At 48.1% G+C, this 14,759-nt stretch carries 12 protein-coding genes; 2 read left to right on the top strand and 10 right to left on the bottom strand.

All coding sequences use genetic code 11. The annotated features are described in order from the left end of the window. Position 1: 1 nt before the first annotated feature. The 10 genes from AWQ21_RS14770 to AWQ21_RS14725 all read right to left on the bottom strand — a co-directional run bounded on the left by AWQ21_RS14770 (position 2) and on the right by AWQ21_RS14725 (position 12,232). Complete coding sequence (locus AWQ21_RS14770) at positions 2–2,764, bottom strand: hypothetical protein (RefSeq protein ID WP_065715460.1); 2,763 nt, start codon at positions 2,762–2,764, stop codon at positions 2–4. Further along, positions 2,764–3,105, bottom strand: a complete 342-nt coding sequence (locus tag AWQ21_RS14765; protein ID WP_065715459.1) for a hypothetical protein — start codon at positions 3,103–3,105, stop codon at positions 2,764–2,766. The genes AWQ21_RS14770 and AWQ21_RS14765 overlap by 1 nt, the downstream gene beginning before the upstream one ends. A gap of 5 nt (positions 3,106–3,110) precedes the next feature. Continuing rightward, positions 3,111–3,632 (bottom strand): hypothetical protein, encoded by a 522-nt coding sequence (locus tag AWQ21_RS14760; protein WP_083998105.1) that lies wholly within the window; start codon positions 3,630–3,632, stop codon positions 3,111–3,113. Positions 3,633–3,835: 203 nt separating this feature from the next. Beyond that, positions 3,836–4,228, bottom strand: a complete 393-nt coding sequence (locus AWQ21_RS14755) for a type II toxin-antitoxin system death-on-curing family toxin (protein WP_065715457.1) — start codon at positions 4,226–4,228, stop codon at positions 3,836–3,838. After that, positions 4,225–4,449, bottom strand: coding sequence for a histidine kinase (locus tag AWQ21_RS14750; RefSeq protein ID WP_065715456.1), 225 nt, complete (start codon positions 4,447–4,449; stop codon positions 4,225–4,227). Before AWQ21_RS14750 ends, AWQ21_RS14755 begins: the two co-directional genes overlap by 4 nt. 91 nt (positions 4,450–4,540) lie before the next feature. Further along, entirely contained in the window at positions 4,541–5,797 is a 1,257-nt protein-coding gene (locus AWQ21_RS14745; protein ID WP_083998104.1) for a hypothetical protein, read from the bottom strand. Positions 5,798–6,137: 340 nt separating this feature from the next. Further along, a complete protein-coding gene (locus tag AWQ21_RS14740) occupies positions 6,138–9,899 on the bottom strand; it encodes a CHAT domain-containing protein (protein ID WP_065715454.1) in 3,762 nt (1,253 codons plus the stop codon). A gap of 64 nt (positions 9,900–9,963) precedes the next feature. After that, the gene (locus tag AWQ21_RS14735) at positions 9,964–10,305 is read right to left on the bottom strand and encodes a DUF6717 family protein (protein ID WP_065715453.1); all 342 of its coding nucleotides are present in this window, start codon (positions 10,303–10,305) and stop codon (positions 9,964–9,966) included. Positions 10,306–10,362: 57 nt separating this feature from the next. Further along, complete coding sequence (locus AWQ21_RS14730; protein WP_083998103.1) at positions 10,363–11,499, bottom strand: DUF1822 family protein; 1,137 nt, start codon at positions 11,497–11,499, stop codon at positions 10,363–10,365. A gap of 13 nt (positions 11,500–11,512) precedes the next feature. Then, on the bottom strand, positions 11,513–12,232 hold the full coding sequence (locus AWQ21_RS14725; protein ID WP_065715451.1) for an RNA polymerase sigma factor: 720 nt from the start codon (positions 12,230–12,232) through the stop codon (positions 11,513–11,515). A gap of 363 nt (positions 12,233–12,595) precedes the next feature. Between AWQ21_RS14725 and AWQ21_RS14720 the strand changes: the two genes are divergently transcribed. Both AWQ21_RS14720 and AWQ21_RS14715 read left to right on the top strand, forming a co-directional pair. Further along, a complete protein-coding gene (locus tag AWQ21_RS14720; protein WP_083998087.1) occupies positions 12,596–13,105 on the top strand; it encodes a diadenylate cyclase in 510 nt (169 codons plus the stop codon). Between the two features lie 81 nt (positions 13,106–13,186). Further along, the gene (locus AWQ21_RS14715; RefSeq protein ID WP_065715449.1) at positions 13,187–14,752 is read left to right on the top strand and encodes an ATP-binding protein; all 1,566 of its coding nucleotides are present in this window, start codon (positions 13,187–13,189) and stop codon (positions 14,750–14,752) included. The last annotated feature ends 7 nt before the right edge of the window (positions 14,753–14,759 follow it).

Below are 14,759 nucleotides of genomic sequence, written 5' to 3'. Positions count from 1 at the left end.
GTTAGAAATCCTCTAATTGTTTGCCCCGTTGCATACAGGTTTGGAAGTGGGCGCCCCACCGAGCAGCCGCTTCGAGGGGATTGGGGTATTGTTCAAAGAAGCGATCGCGGGCAATAACTTGCTCTTTGTTGTTTGCCAATAAACCCACGAGAATGGGACTGGCAAAATAACGCCCGTGGGTATAACGGCGATCGCCATCCACGAGCCATTGGGAAGTGCCCCGACGGCGATCGGCTTTAAAGGTGCTGGCAACGTTTTCGCTGATGATCGCTTCCGGTGTGCGATGGATGCGTTGGTAGTGGTCGATGTCGTCCCCGTTAATTCGCCCCGTAATTCGTAGTGAAAGATTGGTGCGCATCTTGGCACTGGCGGCATTAGTTTCGATAATCACCGGATCCTGAGTCGTTAAAATGACCGTCAAGCCGGATTTTCGCGCCGTTGCCATTTGGACGCCGACATATTTCGCCAGACCCGCATATTCGAGCCAGATGGAAGCCTCATCGATGTAGAAAATAGAGCGAGAACATTGCAGGGCGCGGCGTTGGGCAATATTGCAAATCATCAACCCTAAAACCCGTGCTTTCTTCTCAGAACTCGGTTTGAGACAGGAAAATTGCAGGTAGGGCGTATGGAAAAAATCAACGCTGGAGGGTCTGGCAATCTGCTTTCCCATCGCTCCTTCAATCCAACTCATCAGGGCGGAACGAATGAAATTAACCGCCTGCCGTTGCCCCTCATCATCGTTCTGCACCAGCGAATAATTAACCCGTTCGTAAAAATCCTGAAGGGTCGGATAGGCTTGCCATGCCGCCGAGTGAATGCCCTGTTTTTGAGCCTGGGCAATGCGGTCAAGAATTTCGGGATCACGATAAAAACGGGCGATCGCCGTGGTGAGAATAAACTCAACCTGCGTCGCCAATCCCGAATCTGTGACCCCATCCAGCACCAAGGCTTGCAACATTGCCTCAATGGATTCCACAAACGCCTCCCGTCGTTCTCGTTGAATTTGGGGCGAAAAGTTAGAAAAATCTGGCAATTCCAGAAGATTAGAGGCTTCACGGGAAGGGTCAAACTCCGTGCCACCGAGAAATTTAATCAGGGCAGAATAAGTGGAGGAAGTTTTTTGAGTTTCCTCCGCCGCAGTTTCAGACGGTACGACTAAATCCATCGAGGTAATCTGTGCCCCCGTGAATGCCGCCTCCACGAGCATATCGCCCACCAAAACCGACTTTCCCGATGCTGTCCGACCATAGACCACCCCATGGCGCGGACTACCAAATTCATCCTCCAAACTAGCGCGAAAGGGTACGCCCCCCTGAAGACTGATAAATTCCGTCCCAGTTTCCGCCTGATTGACAATGCCCGTCAAATTCACTAAGCCCAATGCTGCTGAAGCATTGATGGAGAGCCGATAATCGCCTGTCACAAAACCCGCACAACGCCACAATAATTCCAGTTTAATCGGCAAAGTTTGCAGCCAAATGCGCCAGACATAATCCCGTTCCTGGAACAGGCGAGTCGGACGATTGAAACCCTTGCGAATCAGAGTCAGTTTGTCGCGGAGAATATCTAAATCAGGGGCATAAACGAGAATCGCCACACCGACATAAACCGGATAATCCCCCTGCTGAATCAGCCGTTGCGCCTCCATCGCTTCTTCGGATGTGACCACCGCCGTTTGGTCTGCCTGCCCATTTTTGTTGGAGGTGCGGAGCTGCTGTTTGGTGTAATTTTGCAGGGATTTGCGCATGCCATCCACCGAGGCATAACTGTACTGGGTAATCAGGTCATAATCACTGAGATCCAGTGCAATCAAACAATCCCAGAGCCAACGGTATTTATGCTCCGGTGAGGTGAACTCATCGGGCAAATCCTCAAAACCGAGAATCGCGCAATATTGTTGCCGTGCGGGAAGCCAAAGATGTTCCTGGTGCGCCCGTGGAAAATTGTCATCGGTAAAAAGCTGTGACAACAATGACAAAGGTTCTCCCGTCAGACTTTCACCCGCTCGATTAAACTCCTTAATTTCGGGATGGGGATCATCGAGATCGACAAATAAATAGTAGGGTAATGCCGAATCACCGCCAATTGCCTGGTTGAGCATTTCCCAAAGGCGATCGCCATCATAGAGTTGCGCCTGATCCAGTTTGAGGGTGGCATAGAGGGTTTTCTCAAACTCAATCCCCGCCCGATAAGCAGACTGAAAGAGAGTGAGTAATGAGTCATATTCCCGCTCATATTCTGCATCTGTGAATAGCGATTCCCAACGACGAATCACTTTCGAGAAAAACTTTTCCACCCCATTGTCGGAATCCACCGCTGACCCATCGACGGTAAAAGTACTATCAATGCGATAACTGATGTGCTTGCGTTGTTTACTGTGGGCGAGATTGCGGCGGGTGCTGTCCTTATTCAGCCAGAGTAATTGTGCCGCTGGATTCGGTAAATCTTCCGTTCTGGCATCCTCAAAATGAGAATTCACCTGAGTTGAGAAAGTGAGTTTTTCCTGTTCTGCTAAACCCTTCAGCACCGACAACAAACCCGCCATCGAAGGTTCATGGGCTTCATTGGCATGGATGCATTGATAGGAAGCACTAAAGGAAAACTGGGTTAAATCCCCCTGGGTGTTGGCGATCGCCCAAATATCATGACCTCCTTTCCGCAGACAAACAATTTTGGCAAGATCCAAGAAATTCTCAATTGCTGGTAAATAATCCGTCGGGAGATTCCCCCGTAACGTCTGAATTGCCGTAGCTAAACCCATTAGCGTAAATCCTCCTGACGTAAAATTTGCTGACTAATGGCGGGGGTAGACTGGCGTTTGAGCCACACAGAATGGCGACCCCGACCACGCCGCCACCGGGGTGGATGGTGATATTTCGCCGCCGTTCTGGCGGGAGACTGACCCGCAACAATCAGCCAAGTGACGAAGGGCGCACAGGTATAGACCATCACCCAGATAAAATTTGCTTGGCACCAAACCCCGACGACGATAAAGCCAAAAAACAGCGACAAGCCAAACGGGATAATGTGTTCAGGGCTAAAGATAAAGAAATTGGCGCGGCGACGAAAAGACTTATTAACCTTCGTATTTTTCACAGACATGATCCTTAACCCCCACAACCACTGCCCATGATGAGCGGTTCAATTGCCCCGACCACCACGATGGAGACAATCGCATAAACAATGGTTTTGATTTGCTCCGAGGAATCCTGCTGTTTGCGTTTTTCCTGCCAAGCCTCAAAGGCAACGAACGCTAAACCGAGGACAACGCTCCCCCGAATCGCTGTAAAAATTAACCCAGACAATACCGCTAAACCCGCAATCTGACTAAAAATACAGGTTTCCATCGCTGTTTGAGTGGCTTGCAAGAGGAAAGAATATTCAATCGCCATTACCGGAGGACTGATGCATAAACCCAGCATCGCTAACCCAGTCAGGGCCGCAAGGAATTTAGACCGAGGTTTTAACCGTTGAAATGCCCGTAGCCCTTGGGGAGTGAACAGAAGGGCATAGATACAGAGGGGAATCATTGCCCAAGACGGCTGTCCCGATTTCAGCAATAACAAACTGAGGGGAATGCTGAGGGTTTCCACCAAACGAGTGGGTTTGAGATAAATGGGGTGCGACATAGAAAAAAAATTGAATCCTTCAATCCCTAAGAGCAAGGGGCGTTCCAGATTCGGATAAAGTCGCTAAATTTTTTTTTTGAAGATTGCGAAAGAGAGAAATAATCCAAGCTTGAGAGGCTTTAGGCTCCGAACATAAATCATTAGCGCGATTACCCATAACGTTATGGGTAACCAACCAGCGCAACCAATCTCCAGGCTTTGAACTAGGTATGACGTTTTAACCAGCGAGATATCTTTTCGATTTCTGTAACCTGGAGGGCTTGGCCCATAGATATTTCCCGAAACAGCCTGGCAGCCTCCGCTGGCGGTGCATTTAATTCAACACCATTAATTGCTAAAAAAGTGTAGACAACAATCAAGGCTACTTGTTCATTCGCTTCGACAAAGCAGTGATTTTTGGTAAAAGCATAAGCATACACTGCTGCTAAATCCCGCAGATCTTGAGTCTGGGAATAGTAGAAGGCATTTTTCGCTTTATACAGACTGGCTGTAATGGATCCCGCCGCTAAAATACCGGGCTGTCCACCTGATGCTGCAATCACTGCTTGATGGATGCCATAAATATCTGCGGCATTTAACCAAATCGGTTCTTTCATTGGGATAACTCAATTAAGGCTTGCTGATATTTCTCAATTCCACGTTGGACAATTTTCATTTTTTGCGCCAAGTCCAAATCCGCTGGTGACTGGCGTCGATGTTTATCCAGGATTTCTTCTAGGGCCATCACCGCCAAAGCCTCAAGGGAAAGGTCGAGGTGGGCGGCAAGGGCCATGGATTGTTCCGCAAGCTCATCGGGTAGTGCAATAGTAATCGCCATGGTTTTTTGTGGTGTGATTGGTGTTTGAGATCTGAAAAGCAGATTTCAAAGATCGTTGTAAATCTCTACTTTACCGAGAGTGCGAGCTAAGTTAGCCCCGCAGTCGTTTTTGCAAATACTCACAAGTCCAGCCCCGTTCCACTAGCACTTGCCAGGACACTAGATGAATACCATCCCGTACTAGATAATCGCCATCTACCTCTTCGTAATAACCCAGGCGGCCAATTTTACGCATTGCCTCAAACCAGTAAAAGAAATTTGCTTTCTCACTGGTGTGATTATTCGCCACCGCATTTTTTACCGCATAGACAAAAAAGCCCGCTGGATTTTTCACATAGTGGTCACGGCGATATTGTCGATAGGCGGCGATCGCCCCTTCAATGATTTCTGCCGCCGTTGTCTTCACCAACCGCACCAGAGCAGGATTCAGCACAATCCCTAGCTCATCAAGCCGTTCCAAATGAGTCTTAGCTTGGGAATTCACCACCGCATCCACCTTTTCCGTCTGTTGATCTTGTGCCCCAGCCGTTGTCTGAAGTGTGCCGTCCTTAACTGCCGAAACCGGAGATTGCTTATCCCTCTCTTTTTCCTGCGAGTCCCTTGATTTTGGTGAAACCCTAATCTTTTGCGTCTCTCGGTTTTTTCCAGAATTGGCGGTTGGTTGGCTTTGGCCTTGCTCCCTAAGCCCAATAACCAGCGGTTGCTCAACCACCAGCCCTTTATCATCTTTACCATTCTCATTATCTTTATTTGTTTTTTCTACACTTTGGCCCGCCGCTTTTTCTTTCTCTTGGTCTAATTTGTGAGTTTCACCAGTGACTGCATTTTCAGCTTTATGGTTTTTAATATTTTCTCCTTGGCTAGATTGAGTTTTCTCTTCCAGTACCTCAGTCACTTGAGAATCCAAAAAAGAAAATTTTAATTGAACAGCAGAACAGACTTGATCTGTTGAATCTTTAGTATCTATATAAGAAGGTACGGCAGCATCAGGGTTTGAGGCGCGTTTTTGGGAAGTTTTATTCCCAAACTGGGAAGTTTTGTTCTCGGTTTGGGAAGTTTTATTCCCGGGACGATAGGCGGCGAGTTTGTAGATTTTGCTGTTGTACTGGCGCTGAATATCGACGAGACCAATGTCTGCGAGTTCGGTAATGGCCTGGCGAATCCACTTCAAGCAATAGGGTTTCTTGCGGATTTTGCCAGTCCAGTGGCGGAAAGTATCGAGGTCTGCTTCAAAGGTTGTACCAGCGGGGCGTTTGCGTAGAAGCCAGTTGTAGAGGGTGGCGGCGCAGCGACTAACTTGGTTGAGGAGGTAGTCACTATCGGCGGTAATCATGGCAAAGGCAGTCATTTTTTTATTCTCCAGATGGGGGGGTTGGAGAATCAACAAAAAAGCTGCTAGAATGTACCCATCAAGAACCGGTGCAAAAAGTTCTTTGGTGGGTTGGTGAGAGCTTGCAGCTTTGCTTTCTTGCTGACCCTCGTCTTTTTTAAATTTATCTAATTCTACAGGATCTTTTCTCAATACGGGAGGAGGTCCTGTAGAGTTATTGGGACGTTTAAAGGTACTAGAGCTAGAAATCACACCCAGAGACACCATCCCAGCAACGCAAATTTTCTGTAACAAAGCGATACAAAGATTGGCATGAGGCATAGAAATTACTGCTTTGTGTTAATTCAGGACTGCTGCTTTATACCCCTTGGCAGATGAAAGCTCCCCACCAGAAGGGGACGGCATAGGGGCGATTCTCTGGTTCTCTCAAGTCCATGCTTTCCTCTAGCTCAGGGAATTCCTGGCAAATCTCTACTACCGTCACATTCCGTAAACGCTGTTGTGCTTTTTGCAGAGCTAAAGCCGGTTTTTGAGTTTTCTGGAGGGCTTCATAGTAGTAGCTGCTGAAGATTGCGGTCGCTCGGTCATCCACTGCCCACAGAGAAGAAATGACTGTCCTTGCGCCGGCACAGAGGAAACCTGTTCCTAAGGTCAGCAGGTCATCGGTTAGCTCGGATTTGCCCAGGTTCGTTTCGCAGCAGGACAGGAATACATGGTTCAAGTTCGGGTAACGCTTCAGCATGAGGCTCCCCAGGCTAAATTTTCCATCCCCTAATTCCAGGGCCGATTCCCTTGGATTGTTGAGGTCTGATTTGGCATGGTGGGAGGAGTGAACATTTTCGACCCGTGTCAAAAGATCTTGGTAATTACTGACGGTTGCTTCTGCTCTGCCCTTGAGGTGATTTTGGGGGAGCACTGGCTCCAATTGTTTCAGGCGATTGGCTTCGATGTGGGTGAAGTTCAAATCCTCCTGGGTATTTTCGACAATGCCGTAATTGCTTTGGGGCAGTGGGGGACGGTCATGGCAATATTTCAGGATCTGGCAACTGGGCAGCACCCGAATTTGGAACAGATCACCCAGGTATTGCTCGTGGAGGAGATTCTGAACGGTTTGTACTCTGGTCTTGGATTTGATCTTAATGCGGGTATTGTCTAGGGTTTGTTCTGTTTGGGTGACTGTAGCTTCTCCAGTGGGGAGGGCAGCAAAGGGAATGTGATGGAAACCCAGGTGGGGAATAATGATCAGTTCCTGGATGCCGGTGAGGTGGTCTTGGATCAGTTGCTCTAGCTGGAGGGCTTGGGCGATATTTTGCAGGTTTTGTCCTAGGTCAGCCTGCCATTGTTCATTGTTCTCTTGGTAGGGAATTAACCATTGTTCTGTGAGCAGGTCCTCTAGTTTCTGGTAGGTCAGGTCTGGGCAACTGTGGAGGGTAATCACCGGGCGGGGTTTGTTTAGTTGCTGAAAAAGCGAAAATAAGCCAGATTTTTTTGGAGAAGTTGCTGGGTGGCGAATGACAAAAATGTGGGTCTCGGCGCCGGTGTTGTAGATGCTGAGGATGGCGCTCTGGGGGTTGGGTAGGAGAGCAGCAATTTCTGCAAAGGAGATCGCCTCTACCTGAATTTGTTGGGCGATGACGGGATCGAAGCGGCGAATTTCCCGCCAGAGGGTTTGTTTCTCAGCCTGTAGAGCCTGGATTTCTGCGGTTTTCGCTTCCCGTTCTGCTGGGGTGACGGTGGTTTGGCGGAATCGGCCTAAGCCTCGTTCGCCAATGCTCCCATCGTTTGAATCTTCTTGCAGGAGGTTATGCAGTTGTCGTTCGATGGCTTCGTAGCGGGCGAGATAGGCCTGAATCTCGGGGGGGATTTCGGCATCGGCATAGAGGTCATTGCTGGCGATCAGTTCCACTAGCCGACGACTGCGGCCCCGTTCAGCGTAGGCAATAGCCTCATCATATTTACCCAAAGCAACACAGGCTTGGATGATGTTGTCATAGACCGTGATATTTTCGGCCATGATTTGTTGCTTATAGTCATCATCGGCCGTCCAACTGGTGAGCAGTTCAATGCATTCAATCGCCGTTTGATAGGGCTTTATTGCCCTTTGCCAGTCTTCCTGTTGTAGGTATAAATTCCCTAGGAAAGAGCTACTGTTTAGACAGTCATGGGGAAAGGCCTCTTTTGTCCTGACGGTTAAGGCTTGCTGGTAGCAGAAGATAGCGAGTTCGAGGTTCTCCCATCTCTCCCCCTCTATTCGGTCACTGTAGGCAAGAGCGAGGTTATTCTGGGTCGTTGCCCAAGCTTCTGGATCGGTTTTTTCTGTTCTTACCGTCAAGGCTTCCTGGTAATAATGAATGGCAAGCTCAATATTCTTTCTTTTATTTCCTTCTATCCGGTCTGAATGAGCAAGAGCTAAATTATGCTGAATCATTGCCCAAAGCTTTGGATAGGTTTCCTTAGTAATTATAGTTAGCGCTTTTTTACAATGGCAGATGGCAAATTCTAAGTTATCTCGCTTATCTTCCTCTATCCGCTTAATATAAGCAATAGCCAGACTATTCTGAGTCTCTGCCCAGTCTTTAGGATAGGCTTCTTTTTTATAAACTGTTAAGGTTTCCTGAGCATGATAAATAGCTCGTTCAATATTCTTTCTTTTATCTCCTTCTATCCGGTCTAAATAGACAAGAGCCACATTATGCTGAATCATTGCCCAAAGCTTTGGATAGATATCTTGCTTATAAATTATTAAAGCTTGTTGAAAATGATAAATAGCCTGTTCAATATTCTCTCTTTTATCTCCCTCAATTCGGTCTACATAAATACGAGCTAGATTATTTTGTGTCCCTGCCCACTCTTTAGGATGAGCTTCTTTTGTATAAACCGTTAAGGCTTCTTGGTAGTAGAAGATAGCGAGTTCGATGTTTTCCCTTCTCTCTCCTTCTATCCGGTCACTATAGGCATTAGCGAGGTTATACTGTGTCATTGCCCAATCCTCTGACAAGGCTTCTTTTGTATAAACCGTTAAGGCTTCTTGGTAGTGGTAGATAGCACGTTCAATATTTTCTCTTCTTTCCCCCTCTATCCGCTTGTTATAGGCAGAACCTAGGTTATTTTGAGTATTTGCCCAATCCTCTGGATAGGCCTCTTTTGTACTGACCGCTAAGGCTTGCTGGGAGTGGAAGATGGCGAGTTCAAGATTCTCTCGTTTCTCTCCCTCTATCCGGTCTAAGTAGGCAATGGCCAGATTATTCTGGGTTATTACCCAATCTTCTGGAAAGGATTCTTTTGTCCTCACCGTTAAGGCTTGTTGAAAATGATAAATAGCCTGTTCTATATTCTCTCTTTTGTTTCCCTGTACCCGGCTACTGTAGACAAAAGCAAGATTAGACTGCATTATTGCCCAGTGTTCTGGGTGAGCATCTTTTGCACTGACCTTTAAGGCTTCCCGGTAGTGGTAGATAGCACGTTCAATATTTTCTCTTCTTTCCCCCTCTATCCGCTTGTTATAGGCAGAACCTAGGTTATTTTGAGTATTTGCCCAATCCTCTGGACAAGTCTCTCTTGTGTAAACTAATAATGCTTCTTGGTAATGGTAAATAAGCTTTTCAATTATTTCTGATTTGGTTTGTTCAATATTTTCAGAATGGTCATAAGCCAAATTAAATTGAAGATTTGCCCAGTCTTCCGGTGATTTGATCTTCCCTTCTTCAAAGTCTTGCACAATAAACGGCACCCGAAAAACCTCAAAGACCACCGCCAGCTTGAGCCTGAGCCACTGTTGTACCGCCTCAATCTCCACATCCGGCGGCATCTCTGATAATTCTTTTGCCACTGCTGCATTGATTGCCTCGACCGTTTCCGCCGGTGGCTCCAGGTCATTAAAAATGAACTGAAAGATGTCGTGGATTTCCTTTTGACTCAGCCTTAACATCGTCTCTGTGAGGTGAAGCTCCGACGCAAACTCAAAGGAATTGAGGAGACAGTCCTGGAGCAAATCAATCGCCCGAAAAATCAGATCTAACTCCGCCTCCTCGCAGTTCTCCTCCAGATACTCAGCCAGCTCATCAATCGTCCACTCATCCAGGTTGGCATCGAGGGTTTGTTCGTACTCTGTCTTGGACATAATGACGCTGACTCCTGTAAAAAATTTTGATGAATGGGAGGGGATAATCCGAAAAAAGAGGTGATTAGGCGAGGGGATCAACCCGGACATAGAGGGCTTGGGGTGCCGTTTCGAAATAATGGTAGAGAGCCGGACAAAGCCACCCTTCTGCCTCTAGTTCGGCGCAGTAATACCAGTTGCCCTCAAACTCTCGCCGTTGCCACTGTAAGGACAACTCATAACCCGGAAAAGGTTGGGGTGAAAAAGTGAGTTTAAAGCGTTCCGTAATGCCCTTGGTCGCCATCAGGGTTTCGAGCATCCCGTCAATTCCGGCGACAAAGGCTTCCTTATCGAGGCCCTTTTCTGGATCATCAAAAACTAAGCCACCGTTATAACGGAAGACTTCTAAAATGCGAATCTGGGTCATGGTTTTTTCTGTGGGAAAGGTGACCGGGAGGCAGCATCGCGCCACCTCCCCAAGGGGTTAAATCTGGACGTATTTTTGGACTAAGGTATTGCCAAAGGAAAATTCTAGGAGGAACCCTTCGCCGACTTCCCCCTCTAGCTCAAGACTCAATTGGCGATCGCCCTCAGTTACCTTTTCTTCATACAAGACCGCGTCGGTATCATCGAGCAGACGGAGGCTAAGACCAACGGGCAGCCCTGCTTCTCCCTCTTGGGGAGAGATCTCAACGGCCACATCCATCAAGTTTTCCTCCTGCGGTTGGCAACGAATCACAACATAGAAATCCTGACCCCCCAAGGAAAGTACGCTGACTCCCTGACAAAGGGATTGATGCACAGGAGCGGCACTAGAACGCGTTTGACCCGCAAAATTTAGGGTGAGATTGGGGTAGGTCAGAGCCGTGATCTCGTCTTGGAGATTAGCCCAAGCCCCCTGCCATTGATCTTTTAACCAATCCCCGAGGGCGACAAAATCTCCCCAGACGGCGAGGAAATGATTTGCCTTTTCATTAAGTTGGGGATAGGCCTGGAGTAATGCCGCTTTTCGCTGGTGTACGGGTAAATGTTTGAGGCGTTCCATCATTACAATGGCATCTGCCGGTGAAACAAAGACCTCTGTGGCCATCAGCTCCGGCAAAATTTCTAGGTATTCCTCCAGCTCATAGAGATCGTCCTGGAGTTGGCCGATGTCCTGGAGTTGGCTGAGGGAAAAATCAGTGGCATCTTCAGCAAGGACGGCAGCAGGCAGGTAGCCATAGACCCGACAAGAAGTTGTATCCTCACTGAACAGGACCACTACATAGCCGAGGGCTGGTTCCGGGTGGAAAGGTAACGAAAGGCGATCGCCATCCGCTAAATCCTTATCTTGTACAGGAATACAAATCAGGGGGCCAAGCTCCGGTAACTCTAGATCAAAAGTGGGGTTGAGTTGACGGAGGAGGGGATTTTCACTGTGACTGCCGTTGAGGTCGGCCTCGATATGGAGCATCTCTGCGAGAAATCCCTGAACAGCGGTGCGGGCCAGGGTCCCCAGGTAAACCGCTTGGGCTTGGGCTTCACTGAGTTGCTGGGCGCCATAGCGGCGGGCTAAATGTTGTTGCGCCGCACTAAAAGAGATTGTGTGGCCGGTTGTTTTGTCTAAAAGAGAAATATTCATAAAAAATAAGGGGTTAACGATATTGATGAGCCAGTTCATCGAGAATAGGCTGACATTTGCGATACCAGTGACCGGTGATTGTCCCCTGGGCCATACCTAGTTCTTGGGCGATTTCTTTAAAAGTTTGTTTAGGCTCTTGCAAGTATTGACGGACAAAGATGTCATAGCAATGGCATTGGGGATATTTTTTAGAACGGCAGGTTAGTTTCTCCGGGAGTAGGGCGAGGAGTTCATCATGCTTGCGTTTGTTTTCGCGGGCGGTCTCCGCATCAATGAGATTATCCATAGGGTTAGTACCAGCGGGAATAACATCTTGGAGGGTCAGCCCTTCAGCGATGGGGGTGTCAAGGCTTTGGACTCCTTTGCCGGATGCCTGGCAACGCTTTATTCTACGGCGTTCATCCTGGCAGTCTCGCTTGAGGATGACCATGACCCAACTAATGAACGCTTTAGAAATCACTGTGACATCTTCGGGATTGTCAGCCCGTCGTTCACCGAAATTAACTTGAGCTTTGACTGTAAAGAATTTAGTGATGTTTTTTTGGACATCCTCCATGGTCTTGGTTAGGGCCTGCTCGTAGTAGGGTAAGTATCCAGATCCCAGATAGGCCTTGAGCTGGCGTATGTGATCTAGTCCATAGGTCAGGCTTTCTATCTGATTGTCATAGGGTTTGTTGGCGACATGGCAGTGGTAAATATCGAGGATGAGGCTGCAAAGGTTGTGATTGTCCATCGCATCGGGTATTAGTAAGTGTTGGCAGTGGAGGAGAACATAGTTTTAGGATAACTAAGGGGTTATGGGGGATGGGGGATCAAGGGTATAAGTCTGTAAAAGACCTCCAAAACGCTCGATGTACTGTAATATCGTCAGCGCCCAAAAATTTATGCAAATTCCAGAAAAATTTTTTGGTTAATTTAGGCGATCGCATGCCACTAGATCGTCTTTGCACCCAAATTTATGCAATTCGTTTATTTTTGCCAGAGTGAATCACCTGGATCCCAAAGCAATAATCCTACTTGAACCTCAAAAAATTGCATAAACCTAGAAAAAGCGTCGATATAACCTTAACAGCCGCAAAATAATTGCTTTTTCCGAATGATGACCTTGCCGAAACCAGAATATATGCCTTTAAGCCATGACCCAGCCATTCAGACCCTAATCCAGACCATTGATTACCTGTCCCAACATCAAATTGGTGCCTTGATGATCATCGAGCGCCAGACCCCGCTAACCGAGCATGATGTCCTCAGACCCGGTGTGCTGCTAAAACTTTCTCTAACCCAAGAGAATTTGGTGCGTATCTTTAGACCGAGCTCGCCCCTCCATGATGGTGCAACCCAAATTCGCGGCCAAGCGATAATTGCTGCCGGTACGCTTCTGCCGCTCTCCTGTCAGCCCTTGCCCCGGCGTTATGGCACAAGACACCTGGCCGCCTTAGGAATCTCAGAACAAGTGAGTAGCTGCATTGGGATTGTTGTCTCCGAGGAAACCGGCGGGGTGACCCTGACCCATAAAGGAAGCTTTAACAATAATCTCACCCTTCCTCAACTACAAATTTATCTGCAGCAACTCTTGCTGCCTCCCACAACTGAATCACTGCCCTAACCAGCAAAGCATTACAGATCATCCAACCATTGGTTAAACCAACTTCATTAACAACCTAGATTTAAGGAAATCAAGAAGACAATGCTGACCCAATCATCCAAAGGCTGGCTTGCCATCAGTACCGAAGGCTTTGCCGCTATGAACGCTGCTCGCCCCCCAGAACATCTTGTCAAAGAATTAGTACAAAACGCCTTGGATTCCATTGCCGAGGGAGAGCCTGGCCAAATTATCCTTAACTATGGCTATGTTCAAAATAAATTTTTTGTTGAATGCCGGGATAATGGCAGCGGCATCGAATCCTTATCGGATCTTCGGGTTGTGTATCTAACCCATAAAACCGACAGTCATCTAAAGCGGGGTCGCTTTGGCCGGGGTTTTAAAGAAGCCCTCTGTGTCGCTGACTATGCCCTTGTCCAAAGCCAGGGTCAGCAAATTGAATTTCTCTATGATGGTCAAGAGCGCATCACCCGGGAGGGGATCAGTCCCTTGCAACCAGGAACCTTGGTGAAGATGCAGATGGCTTGGCCCCCTGAAACAAAGCTTAAGCTCGACGGCTATTTTCAGCAATTTATCATTCCAGAGCAAATCCAGTTCCGCCTGAATGGAGTTGCCCTCACCCAACGCCCTGTCCAACATAGCGTTGGAACATCCTTGACCACCGAGGTGTATGACCACCAAGCCCAGAGCTGGAAAAAACCGAGCCGTAAAACTGCAATCCACTTAATCCCTGCCCAGGCGAATGAGACGCCGACCATTTACGAAATGGGTATTCCTGTAGCGCCAGTGGAGTGGACTATGCCATTCCATTGCAATATCCAGCAGCGGGTGCCGATGAATCCTAACCGTGACGCCGTGGCGACGGGTTATCCCCTGAAGCTCCACGTGGCTTATTTACCAATCTTGTTAGAAAGTATGGACTCTGAAACGGTGCGCCAAGACTGGGTGGGTAATGCCGGGAAAAAATGTGACCAGACAGTAAAACAACAAATCATTACCAAAGCCTTTGGGGAGAATATTGCCCGTTCCGTGCCGAAAATGGGTGCGCGTCAATTTGATGAAGATGCCCGGGAGCTGGGGGTTGAGATTGTTAAAACCAGTCAAACCAGCGGTGGTTTTCGGGAGATGCTGAAGGAATTAGTCCCCACTGCCCGGGAAATCGTCCAAAAGGATGAAGTCCAAAAGGCTGCTGAAGCAACAGCGAGTGGATTTGTGCCAGCCCAGCCACTACCGGAACGGGATCCTCGGCAGATGTGGATTGAGCGGCAAGGGGGCATCGACCATGTAAATCGCTGTTTAGATTTTGCGGTGTGGTTTTGTCAGCAGCTGCTGGATAGTTATCCCTTTCCTCTACAACGAGTAACAGGGAAGGTGGCAGTAAATCCTGAGGGCCGCCAGCGGTTTGTCGCCCACTGGAGCAGTGAGAACGTGTTAACTTTGGCTTTAGACTATGACGAGCTATGGCGTAATCCTTTGGGGCCAGAGTCTTTGGAGGTTTTTATCCATGAGGCAGCCCATGCGCTGAATATGCACCATGGTGAAGACTTTCGGCGGGAAGTAGAGCGCTTAGCCGGAGTCGCAGCCCACGTGATGCTAATACAAAATCAGTTTATTCATGGACAGTATCATCAGCTTCTCCGGGTTTATTGATAGGGAA

This window comes from Picosynechococcus sp. PCC 7003, assembly GCF_001693255.1.
Classification (GTDB): Bacteria; Cyanobacteriota; Cyanobacteriia; order Cyanobacteriales; family MRBY01; genus MRBY01.
This window is presented reverse-complemented; position numbering and strand designations above follow the sequence as displayed.